Annotated in this window: 17 protein-coding genes and 1 pseudogene; 13 read left to right on the forward strand and 5 right to left on the reverse strand. The window is 71.5% G+C overall.

The window, feature by feature from the left end:
• Nucleotides 1-213 precede the first annotated feature (213 nt).
• Nucleotides 214-366, forward strand: a complete 153-nt coding sequence (locus tag IPT68_RS02275; protein WP_189701261.1) for a hypothetical protein — start codon at nucleotides 214-216, stop codon at nucleotides 364-366.
• Nucleotides 367-529: 163 nt separating this feature from the next.
• Here the strand turns inward: IPT68_RS02275 and IPT68_RS02280 are convergent, their stop codons facing one another.
• The gene (locus IPT68_RS02280) at nucleotides 530-1,207 is read right to left on the reverse strand and encodes a class F sortase (protein ID WP_189701262.1); all 678 of its coding nucleotides are present in this window, start codon (nucleotides 1,205-1,207) and stop codon (nucleotides 530-532) included.
• 113 nt (nucleotides 1,208-1,320) lie between these two features.
• Complete coding sequence (locus IPT68_RS02285; protein ID WP_189701263.1) at nucleotides 1,321-1,959, reverse strand: hypothetical protein; 639 nt, start codon at nucleotides 1,957-1,959, stop codon at nucleotides 1,321-1,323.
• A gap of 557 nt (nucleotides 1,960-2,516) precedes the next feature.
• On the opposite strand from IPT68_RS02285, the gene IPT68_RS02290 reads away from it, so the two are divergent.
• Nucleotides 2,517-4,175 (forward strand): catalase, encoded by a 1,659-nt coding sequence (locus IPT68_RS02290; protein ID WP_189701264.1) that lies wholly within the window; start codon nucleotides 2,517-2,519, stop codon nucleotides 4,173-4,175.
• 126 nt (nucleotides 4,176-4,301) lie between these two features.
• On the opposite strand, the gene IPT68_RS02295 is transcribed toward IPT68_RS02290, so the two are convergent.
• Nucleotides 4,302-5,300, reverse strand: a complete 999-nt coding sequence (locus IPT68_RS02295; RefSeq protein WP_189701265.1) for a helix-turn-helix domain-containing protein — start codon at nucleotides 5,298-5,300, stop codon at nucleotides 4,302-4,304.
• A gap of 88 nt (nucleotides 5,301-5,388) precedes the next feature.
• Between IPT68_RS02295 and IPT68_RS02300 the strand changes: the two genes are divergently transcribed.
• The 11 genes and pseudogenes from IPT68_RS02300 to IPT68_RS02350 all read left to right on the forward strand — a co-directional run bounded on the left by IPT68_RS02300 (nucleotide 5,389) and on the right by IPT68_RS02350 (nucleotide 15,527).
• On the forward strand, nucleotides 5,389-6,468 hold the full coding sequence (locus IPT68_RS02300; RefSeq protein WP_189701266.1) for a saccharopine dehydrogenase family protein: 1,080 nt from the start codon (nucleotides 5,389-5,391) through the stop codon (nucleotides 6,466-6,468).
• Nucleotides 6,469-6,695: 227 nt separating this feature from the next.
• Nucleotides 6,696-7,208, forward strand: a complete 513-nt coding sequence (locus IPT68_RS02305) for a GNAT family N-acetyltransferase (protein ID WP_189701267.1) — start codon at nucleotides 6,696-6,698, stop codon at nucleotides 7,206-7,208.
• Between the two features lie 357 nt (nucleotides 7,209-7,565).
• Nucleotides 7,566-8,843 (forward strand): serine hydrolase domain-containing protein, encoded by a 1,278-nt coding sequence (locus IPT68_RS02310; protein WP_189701268.1) that lies wholly within the window; start codon nucleotides 7,566-7,568, stop codon nucleotides 8,841-8,843.
• Between the two features lie 199 nt (nucleotides 8,844-9,042).
• Entirely contained in the window at nucleotides 9,043-9,237 is a 195-nt protein-coding gene (locus IPT68_RS02315) for a hypothetical protein (protein WP_189701269.1), read from the forward strand.
• A gap of 191 nt (nucleotides 9,238-9,428) precedes the next feature.
• Nucleotides 9,429-9,902 carry a carboxymuconolactone decarboxylase family protein gene (locus IPT68_RS02320; RefSeq protein ID WP_189701270.1) on the forward strand — a complete coding sequence of 158 codons (474 nt, stop codon included), beginning with the start codon at nucleotides 9,429-9,431 and terminating at the stop codon, nucleotides 9,900-9,902.
• Nucleotides 9,903-10,042: 140 nt separating this feature from the next.
• A complete protein-coding gene (locus IPT68_RS02325) occupies nucleotides 10,043-10,528 on the forward strand; it encodes a MarR family winged helix-turn-helix transcriptional regulator (protein WP_189701271.1) in 486 nt (161 codons plus the stop codon).
• A 257-nt stretch (nucleotides 10,529-10,785) separates the two neighbouring features.
• A pseudogene (locus tag IPT68_RS02330) lies at nucleotides 10,786-11,445 on the forward strand (nitroreductase); the annotation flags it as partial.
• 368 nt (nucleotides 11,446-11,813) lie between these two features.
• Nucleotides 11,814-12,806 (forward strand): patatin-like phospholipase family protein, encoded by a 993-nt coding sequence (locus IPT68_RS02335; RefSeq protein ID WP_189701272.1) that lies wholly within the window; start codon nucleotides 11,814-11,816, stop codon nucleotides 12,804-12,806.
• Nucleotides 12,803-14,029: a macrolide family glycosyltransferase gene (locus IPT68_RS02340; RefSeq protein WP_189701273.1), complete on the forward strand. Its 1,227-nt coding sequence runs from the start codon at nucleotides 12,803-12,805 to the stop codon at nucleotides 14,027-14,029. Before IPT68_RS02335 ends, IPT68_RS02340 begins: the two co-directional genes overlap by 4 nt.
• On the forward strand, nucleotides 14,029-14,526 hold the full coding sequence (locus tag IPT68_RS02345; RefSeq protein WP_189701274.1) for a hypothetical protein: 498 nt from the start codon (nucleotides 14,029-14,031) through the stop codon (nucleotides 14,524-14,526). The genes IPT68_RS02340 and IPT68_RS02345 overlap by 1 nt, the downstream gene beginning before the upstream one ends.
• Nucleotides 14,523-15,527 (forward strand): hypothetical protein, encoded by a 1,005-nt coding sequence (locus IPT68_RS02350; protein ID WP_228040203.1) that lies wholly within the window; start codon nucleotides 14,523-14,525, stop codon nucleotides 15,525-15,527. The genes IPT68_RS02345 and IPT68_RS02350 overlap by 4 nt, the downstream gene beginning before the upstream one ends.
• A gap of 54 nt (nucleotides 15,528-15,581) precedes the next feature.
• Here the strand turns inward: IPT68_RS02350 and IPT68_RS02355 are convergent, their stop codons facing one another.
• Together IPT68_RS02355 and IPT68_RS02360 are read right to left on the reverse strand one after the other, a co-directional pair.
• Nucleotides 15,582-15,749 (reverse strand): hypothetical protein, encoded by a 168-nt coding sequence (locus tag IPT68_RS02355; protein WP_189701290.1) that lies wholly within the window; start codon nucleotides 15,747-15,749, stop codon nucleotides 15,582-15,584.
• Nucleotides 15,750-16,235: 486 nt separating this feature from the next.
• The gene (locus IPT68_RS02360) at nucleotides 16,236-16,772 is read right to left on the reverse strand and encodes a DUF2269 domain-containing protein (RefSeq protein ID WP_189701275.1); all 537 of its coding nucleotides are present in this window, start codon (nucleotides 16,770-16,772) and stop codon (nucleotides 16,236-16,238) included.
• Nucleotides 16,773-16,841: the final 69 nt, after the last annotated feature.

Raw genomic sequence — 16,841 nt, forward strand, 5'->3', positions numbered from 1 at the left:
GCGTCATGACCCTGTCGGCGTCGTGACGGATGGGCAACCGCAACAGTCGCAGTTGATGGGCGGGTCCTCCGGGGACAGCAGGGCCACGAGTGTCCCCGACGCGGGATCGTCCTCGCACAGGTAGCTCGGCAGCACCGTCACCCCCGAACCGGCGGCGAGGGAGGCCTGCCCCGGCACACCGGTATCGACGTCGTCGGCTCACTCGAGCAGGGAGTGATCGCCACCCGCCGTCCGGTCGACGCCCCCGACCCGGCCGGGGTCACCGGACGGTACTCCGACGGTCAGCGGGAAGCCCGGGCCGCCACCGAGGCCTACGACGTGGCATGTCGGCGGCGGCCGGCCGTGATCACCGACTCGCTGCTCTGACGGCGGGTGCGCCGGGCCTGCCGGCCGAGACGCCCGGTCGGCGTCGGTCGACCGGGACAGGCCGCTCGACGGCGACCGCCGCGGGACCGCGCGGACACGCCGGGCGAGCGTGCGCGTCCGGCGGCGGAGTCCGCCGCCGGACGCGCACCAGCCACGAGCCACATCACACAAGGTGGCCGAAGACCACCAGATTCTCGGTGTAGTCCTTCACCGAGTGGTCGTAGTCCCCCGCGCAAGTGATGAGCCGGACCTCGGAGCGCGCGGTGTCGGCGTAGACGCGCTCGTCGGGGAAGTCGTCCTTCGGGAAGGTCTCGGCGTGGTCGACGACGAAGTCCGCCTTGCGCCCGTCGGACCGGTCGACGGAGAAGCGGTCGCCGCGCCGGAGTTCGTAGAGGCCGGCGAAGACGGCGGGCGCGGTGGCCGTGTCGACATGCCCGGCGATGATCGAGGTACCCCGCTCGCCGGGCGAGGCGCCCTTGGCGTACCAGCCGACGAGATTGGTGTCGGTCGCGGACGGAGGCTCGAGCTGCCCCGAGGCGCCGATGGCCAGGGGGGTGAAGGGGGCGTCCACGGAGATCTTCGGGATGAGCAACCGGATCGGTGTGGCACGGGGCAGTGGACGCGCGGCCCGGCGCGTGTCGGCGTCGGGAGAGATGGAGGCGGTCGCGGGTGCGGAGGCGGAGGTCGCCGGGACGGTTCCGGGCCCTTGGTGGTCGCCGAACACACTGGCGGCGATGATGACGATCGCCACGCCCCACAGGGTCAGTCGTCCGCCTTGGCCGGAATACTGCCCGTTCGCCGCAGGCTGAGCGGAGGGCGTGGAGGAGGGATCTGCTGCCATCGGACATCACCTCACTCGGGCACGGCAGCACGGGCTTCGGGGCTCGGGAGCGCGGGCCGCCAGCACGGTGTGCGCCGGCGGCGGCCGCATCCCTGGTGAGTACGTAGGACCGGTCAGGAAGCCGGGTCGGTGGCCTTCCTACGGCGCACCGCGTACAGGCCGGTGGCGCCTACCGCGACCATCGCCAGTCCACCCGCGGTGACCCCGGGCGAGGCGAGGGCGCCACCACCGGTGTGCATGCCGCCGCGCGGCTTGCCGTGGTCGTCACCGCCCCACTCCTCCTTGCCGCCCTTGTCCTTGTAGGAGTCGGAGGAGTCGTGCTTACCGCCGTCGTGGTCCGAGCTCCAGTCGTCGCCCCGCACCGCGGCGAGGGCACCGCCGCCCGTGTGCATTCCGCCGCGCGGCCCGTCGTGGTTGCTGTCCTTGTCGTAGTCCTTGCTGTAGTCCTTGTCGTGGTCCTTGTCGTGGTCCTTGTCGTGGTTGTTGTCCTTGTCGTAGTCCTCGTCGTGGTTGTTGTCCTTGTCGTAGTCCTCGTCGTGGTTGTTGTCCTTGTCGTAGTCCTCGTCGTGGTTGTTGTCCTTGTCGTAGTCGCTGTCCTTGTCCTTGTCGTGGTCGCCCTTGTCGTGGTCGCTGCTGTACGAGGAGTCCCCTCCTTCGCTGCCGGCCGGCGCGGCGAGAGCGGCGCCGGGCGTGGCGAAGGCGAGGGCGGCGGAGGCGGCCGCCGTGGCGAGAAGAATGCGGGCAGAACGCATATCGGTGTCCTTCCGCCGTGGCCGGGCAGCGGACAGGGCATCAGCTCGAATAGACCCGGCCTCGACATGAACCACCGTCAACCAGGCCGCCACCGCTCACCATCCGAGCCGTCCAGCCGTGTCATCGCGCCACCCGTCTGTCCCAGCGACACGCCGATCCGCCTCCTCCCGAGCACCTGGGGAGTGACCGTCGGCGCCACCGATTCCAGGTGGTGAGGAGCACGCGTGTCGGCGGGCAAGACGTCGGGTGCCGTCGCGGCCTTCCCGTCGGCACCGGGCGCCGCGGCGTACGCGGCACACCCGCCGCAGCACGCGCGCTCTCCCGGACGACCGCGATCACGAGTCGAACCGGTGACTGACCCGGCCCGCACTGAGCGGTCGAGGCCGGATCCGGACCGCGTCCCCCGATGGGCCGTCAGCGGTCGCGCCGCCCGTTGATGTGCGGTCGGATGCGTGAGTGTCGCCGACCGGCCGGGTACCCGCCCGGTCCGACGCCACCGGCCCGAGTCGCCGCGCCGGGGCCTGTCACCTGCCACAAGCCGAAGGAGCCCCAGAACATGACGGACGTATCCGGAACCGGACCCGCTCCGGGTGACGACCGCAGGGTGCTGACCAATCGCCAGGGCCACCCGGTCTACGACAACCAGAACCAGCGCACGGTCGGCGCCCGCGGCCCCGCCACCCTGGAGAACTACCAGTTCCTGGAGAAGATCAGCCACTTCGACCGCGAGCGCATCCCCGAGCGCGTCGTGCACGCCCGCGGCGTCACGGCCTACGGCTTCTTCGAGGCCTACGGCAGCTGGGGTGACGAGCCGATCAGCCGCTACACCCGGGCCAAACTGTTCCAGGAACGCGGCAATCGCACCGACCTGGCCGTCCGCTTCTCCACCGTCATCGGCGGACGCGACTCGTCCGAGGCCGCCCGCGACCCCCGCGGCTTCGCCGTGAAGTTCTACACCGAGGACGGCAACTGGGACCTCGTCGGCAACAACCTGGGCGTCTTCTTCATCCGCGACGCGATCAAGTTCCCGGACGTCATCCACGCCCTCAAGCCCGACCCGGTCACCTTCGAGCAGCAGCCGCGCCGCATCTTCGACTTCATGTCGCAGACGCCCGAGTCGATGCACATGCTCGTCAACCTGTTCAGCCCGCGCGGCATCCCCGCGGACTACCGCCACATGCAGGGCTTCGGCGTGAACACGTACAAGTGGGTCAACGCCGAGGGCAACACCGTTCTCGTCAAGTACCACTGGATGCCCAAGCAGGGCGTGCGTTCCATGACCGAGGAGGACGCCGCCAACGTGCAGGCCGACTCCCTGGGTCACGCCACCAAGGACCTGTACGAGGCGGTCTCCCGCGGCGACTACCCCGCGTGGGAGCTCCTGGTCCAGATGATGGAGGACCACGAGCACCCGGAGCTGGACTTCGACCCGCTCGACGACACCAAGACCTGGCCCGAGCAGGACTTCCCGCCGAAGCCGGTGGGCCGGATGGTGCTCGACCGGATGCCGGACAACTTCTTCGCCGAGAACGAGCAGATCTCCTTCGGCACCGGCGTCCTCGTCGACGGCCTGGACTTCTCGGACGACAAGATGCTGGTGGGCCGGACCTTTTCCTACAGCGACACCCAGCGCTACCGGGTCGGCCCGAACTATCTCCAACTCCCCGTCAACCAGGCCAAGAACGCCGATGTGCGCACCAACCAGCGTGACGGCCTGATGACGTACCACGTGGACGGCGCGGGCGAGAACCCGCACGTCAACTACGAGCCGTCCCTCACCGGCGGTCTGCGCGAGGCGCAGTACCCGGCCCACGACGAGCAGGGCCCGGAGATCCACGGCAGGCTCACCCGCAAGCGGATCCCGCGTACCAACGACTACATGCAGGCCGGTCAGCGCTACCTGCTCATGGAGGAGTGGGAGCGCGACGACCTGGTGCGGAACTTCACCGATCTGCTGTCCCAGTGCGACCGCCCCGTGCAGGAGCGCATGGTCTGGCACTTCCTGCTGGTCGAGAACGACCTCGGCCTGCGCGTCGGCGAGGGCCTCGGCATCGGCCCCGAGGACGTCGCCGGTCTCGAGCCGCTGGCCGGCCAGGACCTCACGGACGAGGACCGCAAGCGGCTGGGCAACCTGGGCAAGAACCCGCCGCGTGATGTCACGGGCCTGACCATGACCCACTGTGTACCCAACGAGCGGCACGTCGTGACGCGCTGAACCGTCACGAGCGGGAATGGCCCGCTGTCGCCGCCGGGGGCGGTCGGCAGCGGGCCTTCGCTGTGCACGGGGGCAGAACCCAGGTGCGGGTGGCCGCCGCATCCGAGCGGCAGGGTCGCGGGCGCGTCAGGCGCTGGTCTGCTGCGGCAGGGGCCCGGGCCGGTTCCTCGCACGGAAGGTGCGGCGGTAGGTGTCCGGAGGCACGCCGACCGTGCGATGGAAGTGCCTGCGCAGTGTCGTGGCGGTGCCCATCCCCGTGGCCGCCGCGATGGTGTCGACGCTGTCGTCGGTGGTCTCCAGCAACGCCTGGGCGTGGCGGATCCGTTGGGTCAGCAGCCACTGCAGCGGGGTGGTGCCGGTCGCGGCCCTGAAGTGGCGGCCCAGGTTGCGCGAGCTCATCCTCGCCCGGCGCGCCAGGTCCTCCACGGTCAGCGGCTGGTCGAGTCGTTCGAGTGCCCAGGGCAGCAGCGCGGCCAGGGGGTGGTTGTCCGGGGCGGGCACCGGGGTGGTGACGAACTGGGCCTGTCCGCCGTCCCGGTGCGGCGGGACGACAAGGCGGCGGGCGACCGTGTTGGCGATCGACGAACCGCGGTCGAGGCGGACCAGGTGCAGGCACAGGTCCATGGCCGCGGCCTTGCCGGCGGAGGTGAGCACGCGGCCGTTGTCGACGTAGAGCACGTCCGGGTCGACCTCGATTCGGGGGTGGCGGTCGGCCAGGACCTGGGTGTGCGCCCAGTGCGTGGTCGCGCGGAGCCCGTCCAGCAGGCCGGCGGCCGCCAGCACGAACGCGCCGGTGCACAGGGAGGCCACGCGTGCGCCGGCCTCGTGGGCGGCGCGCACCGCGTCTACCAGGGCGGCGGGCGGCGCCTGGTCGACGTCGGCCCAGCCCGGGACGATCACGGTGCCGGCATGCGGGAGCCGGTCGAGGCCGTGGTCGGGCTCCAGCAGGAACCGGCCCACCCGCACGGGACCCGGCCCGCAGACCACGAGGTCGTACCAGGGCTCCGCCACCTCGGCCGGGGCGGAGCCGAACACCTCCTGGGCCATCGCCAGTTCGAAGGGGAGCATCCCGTCCGTGAGCGCCAGCGCGACAGTGTTCTTCACGTCCGGAATTGTACGGGTCATGGCGTTCCGGACACTCGTGTGGGACGTCTGTTCCCGACAGCATGGTCGTGGCACGACAACGCGGATCAGTGCGAGGGAAGGAACACCCATGACAGCGGGGCTCGAGGTCGCGGTGTACGGCGCGTACGGACACACCGGGCGCTTCGTGGTGGCACACCTGCGGGAGCGCGGTTTCGTCCCGGTCCTCTCCGGCCGTGACGCCGACCGGCTCACGAGGCTCGCGGAGGAGTTCGGAGCCGGTGTGGACGCCCGTCCGGCGTCGGTCGACGACCCGGCCGCGCTCGAGCGTGCACTGGGCGGTGCGGCAGCGGTCATCAACTGCGCCGGGCCCTTCGCCACGACGGCCGCGCCGGTGATCGAGGCGGCCCTGCGCGCGGGTATCCCGTACGTGGACGTCGCGGCCGAGATCGAGGCCAACGTCGACACGTTCACGCACTTCGCGGACCGCGCCCGCGCCGAGGGAGCGGTCGTCGTCCCCGCGATGGCCTTCTACGGCGGCCTCGGCGACTTGCTGATCAGCACCGCGATGGGCGACTGGACGAAGGCGGACGAGGCACACGTCGCGTACGGGCTGAGCGGCTGGCACCCCACCGCCGGGACGCGTGCCGCGGGCGCGGTCTCCGGTCGGCGGCGCGGGGGACGGAAGGTCCGCTACAGGAACGGGCGGCTGGAGTACCACCAGGACGACCTGCGGACCGTGGAATGGGCGTTCCCCGACCCGATGGGGCCCCGCGCCGTCATCGGGGAGTTCACGATGGCCGACGTCGTCACCGTGCCCAGCCACCTGCCCATACCCGAAGTGCGCACCTACATGACCGTCGAGGCGGCCAGGGAGCTGTCGGCCCCCGACACCCCGGCGCCCACCGCGGCCGACGAGCACGGCCGGTCCGCGCAGACCTTCCTCGTCGACGCCGTCGTGCGCTCCGGCGACAGCGAACGGCGCGCGGTGGCCACGGGCCAGGACATCTACGCCGTCACCGCGCCGCTCGCGGTGGAAGCGGTCGACCGCATCCTCACGGGCCGGATCAGGGCGACCGGCGTCGCCTCGGCCGGCGAGATCTTCGACGCGCCCGACTTCCTCCGCGCGCTGTCGCCGCACGTCGCCCTGGAACTGCGCGCCCAGTCGGCGGGTGATCCCGACGGGGAGACCCGTGAGCGTACGGCGTGACGGGTGGTAGGGCCGTCTCAGCGGTGTAGGGTTGCCGTGCCCGTGCCGGATCTGGAGCCGAGGAAGAGGGAGGTGGGGTTGATGACCGTGCTGAAGGCCACCATGCGTCGTGTCCGGGTCTCCCTCACGTCCCGGGCCGTGGCCTGACTCCTGCCTCGCCTCGCTGAGAGCGTGAGCTCGCGGGGCACCACCACACGGACATCTTCTGGAACGGACCTTCCACCGTCATGGGCAACACCTGGATCACGCGCGCCGAAACCAGCGCCGACATCCCCGCCATCCGCGACATCAACCTCACCGCCTTCCCGACCTCCGCCGAGGCCGACCTCGTCGACGCCCTGCGCGCCGACCCGACCGCCTGGATCGAGGGCCTCTCCCTCGTCGCGGCGGACGAGACCGGCCGCCCTGCGGGCCACGCCCTGCTGACCCGCTGCCACATCGGCACCACAGCGGCCCTGTGCCTGGCCCCGTGCGCCGTCCGCCCGGAGCGGCAGCGCACCGGTGCGGGCAGCGCGGCCGTCCGCGCTGCCCTGGCCGCGGCAAGGGCACAGGGCGAGCACCATGTGGTCGTCCTGGGGCATCCGACCTACTACCCACGGTTCGGGTTCACCCGCGCCAGTGACCACGGCATCGGCCTGACCATCGACGTGCCCGACGAGGCCGTGATGGCACTCAGCCTCGACAACGACCACCCGCTGCCGAGCGGCACCGTCCACTACGCCGCCGCGTTCGGCATCTGACCCGACCGTGACGCGCGGGAGACGGTGAACTCCCGCGCGTCACACTCCCGTCGGCCGGTCACCGGCAGCGTCCGGATGCGTGGACCGGCCCCCGAAGCCGCCCGGGCACGACTCCTCGTCTCGGGCGTTCGGTGCGGCGCACCTCCTCGACGGTTGTCAGCGCGTTCTGATCGCGCACGACCGCGTCCGACCGAACCCCTTCGCCCTCGCGGCGACTTGCGATTCGCGTCGCGTGTCGGCAACCGAGTGCGGTGTTCAGGCACTCATGATCCATGGGTGTCCGCGGCCGGCCGCCGCCGTGGGCCGATCGCCGAAGCGCCGTGTCGAACGTGTCCAGGAAGCAACCGAGGAGTCATCGTGCCCCTGTCGCCGCACCGACGCCTGACTGTGAGCGTCACCGTGATCGCCGCGCTCGCCGGGGGCGTGGCTCCCCTGGCGAGCGCGTCGGCCGCTCCAGCCGCGCCCCGTGCCGTCCCCGCCGCCGTCGACCACGCGCCCGCTTCGCCCGCACCCGACATGGACGGGGTGGTCGCCGCGCTGAACGCCGCGATGACCAAGGGCGCGCCGGGCGCCATGGCGCGCTACACCGCGCCGGACGGCGTCAGGAGCCGTACCGCCGGAGTCCGCGACAGGGCCTCCGGGGCGCCGATGAACATGCTTGCGCGGTTCCGGATCGGGAGCGTCAGCAAGACGTTCTCCAGCGTCGTGCTGCTCCAACTGGTGCAGGAGGGATGGCTGGAGCTCGACCGTTCGGTCAATCAGTACCTGCCGGGGCTGCTGCCCGACGACCGCATCACCGTCCGGCACCTGCTCACCCACCGCAGCGGCCTGGCCGACTACACCGAGGCGATGTTCCACCAGACCGTGCCCGGCTTCGAAGCCGTGCGGAACCGGGTGTTCAGCTACCGGGAGCTCGTCGACCTGTCCCTCGCCGAGCCCCCCACCACCGAACCCGGCGCCGCGTACAAGTACTCGAACACCAACTTCGTGGTGGTCGGCATGCTCATCGAGAAGCTGACGGGCCGTCCGGTGGCCGACGCCTACCAGCGCCGCATCATCAAGCCGCTGAGGCTGCGGCACACCTCGTACGTCCACCCGCAGACACGCATCAAGGGACTGCACGTACGTGGCTACCTGCACTCCGACGAGGCCGGCGCGCCGCTCGTGGACTCCACCGAGCAGACCGTGTCGTGGGCGCAGTCCGCGGGGGCCGTCGTCTCCAGCCCCGCCGACCTGAACACCTTCACCAGCGCACTCATGAGCGGTCGGCTGCTGTCCCCCGCCATGCTTCGGGCCATGACGACCGTGACGCCGACGGACACGACCAACACCCGCTTCTACGGGCTCGGTCTGCGCCGTTACGACCTGTCGTGCGGCACGCAGGTGTACGGCCACACCGGCACGGTCCAGGGCTACTACACGTACGCCTTCTCGACCCGCGACGGCCGTCGCAGCCTGTCGGCGATGGCGAACACCTCCAATCGCGGCGAGGCCAACACGGCGCTCGGCGGCACGCTGGAGGCCGCGTTCTGCGGGAAGAAGCCGACGCCCGCGTCGTCCGCGCGCTCCGCCACCGCGCCCACGGACGACCGGGTTCCGGTGCCGGCCGAGCGCGACCTGCCGGAGCAGCACTGAGCTCGCCCGCCTGGTGAGGCGTACGTCAGTGAGTTGGTGGAGGGTCTGCTCCTCCGCCAACTCGGCTGCGTGCGCGTGCCTCCGGTGAGCTCGTGAGCGCGGCTCGCCGAGAAGTCGCGTGCTTTTCGTGTCGCGCCGTCTATCAATGCGGCTTTCCCGGGCACCCGCCTGTCACGGCCATACAGGGAGGGGAAAGCCCATGCTCACGCTCGCCGTCCTGCTGCTGCCCGGACTCAGCCTGCTGCTGGTCGTCATGAGCCGTATCGAGGACACGCTCCAGCGGGAACCGCACCCCGCCCGGCACGCCCGGCCCCGCCATCTGCGTCTCCTCCCCGGCGGCAAGGCCACCGGCAACGACGCGACCGAGCCGGAAGAGCACTCCGCCGCGGCCTGACCCCGCGCCTTCCGTTCGGGTGCCCTCCTGGCGGATCCGCGTGACACCCGGTTCGGGCAGCACCCCGAGTCAGCGGGTGACGAGTGGCCCGGCGGGGCCGCACTGGTGACGCACGCCACACACACCGCTGTCACAGACCGCGGCGCTGTCCGGTCGGAAGTGTGTCATCGCAACCCAGCAAGGAGATCGACATGGATCCGCGTCTCAACTTCTTCGGCAACCCCCTCGCGGGCAAGGTGCTCCGGCACATCAACTCGGCGAACAAGGTGGTGTCGGAGTCGGGGCTGCCGATCGCGACGCAGGAGCTGGTCAAGATCCGCGCCAGCCAGATCAACGGCTGCGGCTTCTGCACCGACATGCACACCAAGGACGCGATCCACGCCGGGGAGACGCACGAGCGTCTCCACATGGTCGCCGCGTGGCGGGAGGCCAAGGTCTTCACCGACGCCGAGCGCGCCGCGCTGGAGCTGGCCGAGCAGGGCACCCGGATCGCCGACGCGGCCGGCGGGGTCACCGACGAGGCCTGGCAGAACGCCGCCAAGTACTACGACGAGGACCAGCTCGTCGCCCTGCTGTCCCTCATCGCCATCATCAACGCCTACAACCGCATCAACGTCATCAACCAGCAGCCGGCCGGGGACTACCAGCCCGGTCAGTTCGGCTGAGCCAGCCGCCGCGTCCGGCCCGGCCGGACACGTTGTCCGTCTCCGCGTCGCCCCGACCTTCGACGGGGAGACGGACAACCGTCGCGCTTGGTTTCAAGCGATACCGTATCGAGTGAAAAGACGGCTGGTACTGTGCGGCCATGACCGCCGACGCCCCTCATGACAGCACCGTCCCGCGCGCGACCGACCGGCCCGGGGACGCATCGCCCTTCGCCCTCGGTCTGCTGCTGCGCCGGGCGCACTGGCGTGCCGCCGCGGTCATGACGGAGGCCCTTCGGCCGCTCGGCATCGAGCTGCGGCACTTCGCCGTCCTGGTCGTGCTGGTGAACCGCGGTTCCACGATGCAGCGGGACCTGGCCGCGGCGACGGGGACGGACAAGGCGGGGATCATGCGGGTCGTGGACGACCTGGAACACAAAGGGCTTGCCGTGCGCAAGGCCGTCCCGGGCGACCGGCGAGCCCGCGCGGTGGAGATCACGCCCAAGGGTGGAGAGATTTTCGACGCGGCTCACGTGGCCGCGGAGCCCCTGACCAAGCGCCTGGTCGCCGAACTGGAGCCCGGAGAGGCCCAGCAGCTGATGGATCTGCTGACCCGCTTCGCCCATCCCGCGGGCGAAGAAGCGTAAGCACGCGTCAGCGCGACCCCTGCCCGGCGCCGCGGGGCACCCCTGACGGCGTACGCGGCCCTCACCCCTGACATCCGTCGCCGTCGTATCGATGCGCGGGCTGTCCACCATCAGGACATCGCCCGTCGGGCCGCTCACGCCCCTTTAACACCCGGCTTGATTCATGCACAATGAAAGTATCGCTTGAGATGGTAACGAATGATATTATCTCGGGTGTAACGAACGATGAACATCGAGCAGCCCGGAGGTGGGCGATGTTGGATGTCTACGAGGCGGTCACCAGCCGACGGGCCGTGCGGGCCTTTTCCGACCGGCCCGTCCCGAGGGAAGCACTGGACCGCGTACTGTCCGCCGCCACCCGCACGCCTTCCGCATCGAACCTCCAGCCGTGGCACGTCTACGTGCTGACCGACGGAGCGCTGGCCGAACTCAAGAAGCGCACCTGCAGGCGCCTGACCGCGGGCGACGCCTGGGACGAGCCGGAGTACCAGCAGTACCCGCCCGTCCTGAAGTCCCCGTACCGCGAGCGCCGATCCGCCTTCGGTGAGCAGCGCTACGGCGCGCTCGGCATAGCGCGCGAGGATCTGGAGGCCCGCCAGCGGGCCGCTGCCGCGAACTGGGAGTGCTTCGGCGCGCCCGCCGCCCTTTTCTGCTACGTCGATCGCGACATGGGCCCGGCCCAGTGGTCCGACGTCGGCATGTACCTGCAGACCGTCATGCTGTTGCTCCGCGCGGAAGGGCTGCACAGCTGCCCGCAGATGGCCTGGGCGAAGTTCCACACGACCGTGGCGGAGATCCTGTCACCACCGGACCAGCTCATCCTCTTCTGCGGCATGTCGATCGGATTCGAGGACGACACGGCACGCTGCTTCCGCACGGGCCGGGCGCCCCTCGCCGAGACGGTCGCGTTCGTCGACACGGTGGACGCCGCACAGCCAGTCCCCCTGCCGGAGGGCACGGCGGCGACCGGCTCCACCTCAAGGCTTCACGGTGCGGGAACCACGCCCACGGCGCCCGCGAAACGCCATGCGCCTCGCTCCGGACCGTTGCGGCGCGTCGCCGCACGTCTCAGCGATGGCTTCGCCCGACGCGTCGGGCGGCTGGCGTCGCAAGTCGGGCTGCCGCCCGGAGGCGGCTGACACGGCACTCCGATCCCGTGCCGTGGTGAGAGAGGTGGATGAAGATGTTTGCTGGTGGCCGGATACCGGTCCCATGGGCTCGCGCGGGCTTCGGCGGGGGCGACTCGACGCGTGGCTCCGGCCGTGACCGGGGGACACGTCGCACCATGACCGGCGTCGGTCGCGCCACGACCGGCGTCGAAGGGACGCTCGGCCTGTCATCGAGCCCGCCGCCCGGGAGCCTCGTGTCCTCCGAGGGCCTGCACGCCCTTCCCCGGCCCGTGGCCGTCGTGGTGAGCGCCGGTGGCGTGCTGGGAGCCGCGCACGTCGGCGGCGGGTACGCGCTGGAGGAGCGCGGCTTCGTCCCCGACATGATCATCGGAAGCTCGGTGGGCGCCCTCGTCGGGGCCATCGCGGCCGCCCACCCCGCCGGGGCCGCGCCATGGCTGGACGGCGTGTGGAGCCGGTTGCGGCGCCGTGAGGTGTATCCGCTCGGCTACCTGCCGTCACGGACCAGCATCTTCACCGATCGCGGCCTGCGCCGGCTCATCGCCCGTTCCGGGTTGCCGTCCCGGATCGAGGAACTGGCCGTCCCGTTCACCGCGGTGGCCATGGACCTGCGCACCGGCGCCCCGGTGTCACTCGACCACGGCGACCTGGAGTCCGCACTGCTGGCCAGCGCCGCCATTCCCGGGATGCTGCCCCCGGTGGACCGGGAGGGCAGGACCCTCGTGGACGGCGGCGTGATCGCGCACGTTCCGGTACTCGCGGCTCTGCGGGCCGGGGCGGCCAGCGTGGTGGTGCTGGCGACCGGGCCGGAGAACTCGCCGTTGCGCCCGACCGTCCCGCGCCGCCGTCCCGGCGCGATCGCCGCCAGGGCCCGGCTCCTGCTCGCGCACCACCGGATCGAGCGTGATCTGCGCGAGGTGTCCGGACACATCCCGACCGTCGTCCTGCCGACCGGCGTCGAGGCCTGGCCCGCCCCGTGGGACTTCGGCCATGCGCAGCGGCTGATCAGCACCGCCTCCCGCACCGCGGGACACTTCCTCGACGGACTGCGGGTCAGCGGGCCGGGCCTGTATCGCATCGACGACGTTCTCACCCCGCAGGCCGACCCGGACAGGGCATCGGCTTCCTCCCCGTGGAGAGTCGCCCAGTGAGCACCATCGCGTTCCTCAACATCGCCATGCGCGGGCACGTCAACCCGACGCTGCCGATCGTGGCCGAACTCGTTCGACGCGGCCACACCGTCACGTACCACACGACACCCTCGTTCCGGGAGGAGATCGCCGCCGCGGGGGCGATGGTGCACCTCTACCCCGGCGGCGAGCAGCCGCTGCCCGACCCGCCGATACCGGCGACCTTGATCGCGGGGCTGGCGAGCACTGCCGTCCGCCTGCTGCCCACGGTGCTCAGCGATCTGCGCCGCATCGGGCCCGACCTGATCGTGCACGACAACGCCTGTCCATGGGGCGCCGTCGCCGGCCACGAACTCGGGGTGCCGGCCGTGTCGTCGTTCACCACCTTCGCGTACGACCGGCGCGTGCCCAGCCCGACCCGCGGCTCGTGGGCCCTGCTGGCCGCGGCGACGGCCCGGCCACGCAGCCTCCAGGGCTATCTGCGATCACGCCGGGGCCTGCGCCACGACTTCGACACGCGCGGGCTGCCCTGGCTCGACCTGGGCAACATCCGCCAACCGCTCAACCTGGTCTTCACCTCTCGGGCCTTCCAGCCCGCCGCCGAGGATTTCGACGAGTCCTACCGGTTCGTCGGGCCCAGCATCGGCGCCCGCCCGGACGACCCCTCCTTCCCGGCCGACCAGCTGCGGGACCCGGTGCTGTACGCGTCGCTGGGCACGGTGTTCGACACCGACCCGCAGCTGCTGCGCGCTTTCGCCCTGGCGCTCGCCCCGCTGGGCGGCACCGTGGTCGTCTCGACCGGGCACACCGATCCCGCCGCGCTGGGTCCCCTGCCGGCCAACGTGCTCGCCCGCCGTTTCGTCCCGCAACCGGAAGTACTGGACCGTACGGCGTTGTTCGTCACCCACGGCGGGATGAACAGCGTCAACGAGGCCCTGTACGCGGGGGTGCCGATGCTGGTGGTCCCCCAGGGCGCCGACCAGCCGATGGTGGCCCGTCGCGTCGTGGAGCTCGGCGCCGGCCTGTCGATCCGTAACCCGAAGGTCTCCGAGGCCTCCGTGCGCGACCTCGCCGGGCGGCTGCTCGACGACCCGCGCTTCCGGGCAGCCGCTGCCGCCCTGCGGATCGCCCAGCGGGAGGCCGGGGGATATCGGCGCGCCGCCGACGAACTCGAGCACTACATCCACGCGGCCGGCTCGTCCGGTGTCCGCACGCCGTCCATCCGTCGCAGCGAGGCTGAGTGATGTCGCTCGTCGTTGTCGTCCTGCTGGTCCTCGCCGGGGTGTCGGAGGCCGCCGGGCGCATCCTTCCCCTGGCGGTCCGCCGACCCGGCATGCCGCGCACCCTCGTGGCCGGGCTGCTGGTGGCCGGCGGCCTCGTCGAGAGCGTGGTGTTCGCGCTGTGGCCGCTGACCGCGTGGACCCTGGCCGAACTGGTGCTGTCCTCTCCCCCGTCGGCCGACGGGCTGGTGTGGACGCCGGGCCTGGCCGCCCCGCTGGTGCTCGCCGCCGTCCTCGCGTTTCCCCTGCTCGGACCCTTCCTCCACCTCTGCCTGTTCGTAGGGGTCGGGGCCGGCCTGGCCGGCCCGCTCGCCGCCGCGACCGGGCTGGGATGGTGGAGTGCCGTCGGCTGCGTGGCCGCCGCGGGCGCCGGTCTCGGTGTCGCCGTGGAGGCCGTACGGCGTCTGGTCGTCGGGCTCAGCGCGATGGAGGCGAGGGAGTCGAGGGAGTCGATCGCATGAACGGTTTCGTGCTCTGGGCCTTCGCAATCGGACCGGCCCTGCTCGCCGAAGCTCTGCTGGCCCGCTACGAGGTGCTGGCCTACGGCGCCGGCTGGCGGTCCCCCACCACCGTGCTCCCGAAGGGCGTGCCCTACGCCCGGGGCGCGGCCCCTGACGGTCCCCCAGGTGCCTACCTGGTGTACCTCGACGGCATCGGCAAGCGCCGCGTCCGCGACAGCCGGGACGGCGGCCAGCTGGTCAAGGCCCTGCTCGCCAGAGCGCCCGAACTGCGGGTGCTGGGTCAGGTGCAGCCCTACTCGCCACTGGCCGACCCGCTGGCCGATCGGCCGGTGTGGGCGTGGCTGCAGCGCCGCATCGGACTGCTGCTGTTCCTGCACAACGTCATGCAGATCTTCGTCGCCGCCGACCACCGGTACCGGCCCCTGTACAACCGGGCCGTCGGCTCGCAGATCGCCACGCAGCTCCGGCTCGCCGGGTACCGGCCCGACAGCGGCATCCCCGTCGTCCTGCTCAGCTACAGCGGGGGTGCCCAGGTCGCTTGCGGTGCCGTGGACGAACTGCACGCCCAGTTGCGCTGCCCGCTGTTGCTGATCATGCTCGGTGGGTTCCACAACGGCGCGAACGACCTCTCGCGTGCCCAGCACGTGCATCGGCTGACCAGCGCGAGCGACCGGATCGAGCGGGTCGGTACCTGGATGTTCCCGCAGCGCTGGCGGCTGTTCCGCGGCAGCGCGTGGAACCGGGCCTGGCGTGCCGGGAAGATCACCGACCATCCGCTGGACCCGGCCACACACGTCGGGCCGCGCAGCTACATCAGCCCGGCGGCGCAGTTGCCCGACGGCCGAAGCCACCTCGACCGCACTGCCGACACGGTGATCGCACTCATCCGCGCCGATCGCGGGGCGAGCGTGGTGACGGACGACAGACCTGCGCCGAACCACTCCGGGAGACGGCACCGAGGCATGCGGAGGCGGCGTCGAGTCGGCAGTAGGAGACGCTGAGCGGTCCGTTGGGGGCACTGGGCCCTGAGCCGTCGGTTCAGGGCCCCTGCGCCGTCACGTGGAGTCGGCCGTGATGATCGCATGGACGCGCTCGGCCAGGATCCGGTCGGAGTCCGGCGTCTCGGCGATCTTCGCGAGCACGTCCCGCTCCGCTTCCGCGGCCTTGTCCGCACGTGAGCCGCGACGTGCTGCCTTCTTCTGCTCCTGCGCGTGCTCCTTCATCGCGGCCCACTCCGTCAAAGCCTCTCCCGGTGCACGATCCACGGGGCCGCTGTCCCCATCGTCGTCCCCGACGCATGGGGAGGACGGACGGCCGGAGGCCCGGCATCATGGACGCCGTGGACACACCCAGCGAAGCGTGGATCACCATCGCCGCATACGAGAACCTGCCGGGCCGCCCCCACCCGATGGCAGCCGCCGGCGCTTGACTGCGCGAGCGCGGCATCGACTGGATGCCCTTCGGCCCGGACGAGATCCAGTGGGAGTTGACCTGCGGCATCGGCCCGGACGGCCACTGGCAGGGCTGGTTCGGTGTACGCGTCGCCCCTGACGCGCTCCGACGGCTCGGGCTCCATCCCGACCAGCCCACCTCCGCGGTCGTCGGTCCGTCTCCACCCGGCTGGTGGCACGCCGCCGCAGAACGTACTGCTCACCAGCACCGGGACGCCGTACGGCCGTATCCCTCACGGGGCACGGCGGAGCCGGTGGTCACACCGTCTCCGCTGCGCGCCCGGCGGCCGCCGGACCGCGCGCCGCGGGGCGCAGCCTGCGGCCCCGGCGGGTCGGTCCCCAGGGCTTGAGGACCGAGATCGCCGTCATGAAGAGGTAGGCGGACAGCGACACCACCGGTCCCATGAGGATGTCCCCGGACTCCGGCAGCCCCTCACCGGCCGCCACAGCGGTGACCGCGGTGTTCACCCCGGGGCGCAGGGCGAACGCCGTGGCGGTGATCGTGGCCAGGGTCAGCCAGAACTTCGTGTAGACCCATCGGTGCCTCGCCAGCCCCCACGGTGTTCCCAAGGACAGCAGCAGGCCGCTGAGGAGCGTGAGCAGCGCGACGGGGAGCAGGAGCCAGTCGGCGAAGAGCTTCATGGCCCGCACGGACGCCTCCACCGTCACCGCGGATCCGGTGGCGGAGGCGGTGACGGCGAGTGCGAGCAACCCGGACGTGAGCCCGAGCCAGCCCGCGGAGGCGACGACATGAACGACGAGTGAGGCCCGGCGTGCCGGGCGGCTGAGTTTCACACGCACCACCGTGCCGGGCACCGGGGGTACGGAGCGTCTGACGGCGGGAGTAAGCGCTCGTACTGACGT

It is taken from the genome of Streptomyces chromofuscus (assembly GCF_015160875.1).
GTDB classification, from domain to species: domain Bacteria; phylum Actinomycetota; class Actinomycetes; order Streptomycetales; family Streptomycetaceae; genus Streptomyces; species Streptomyces chromofuscus.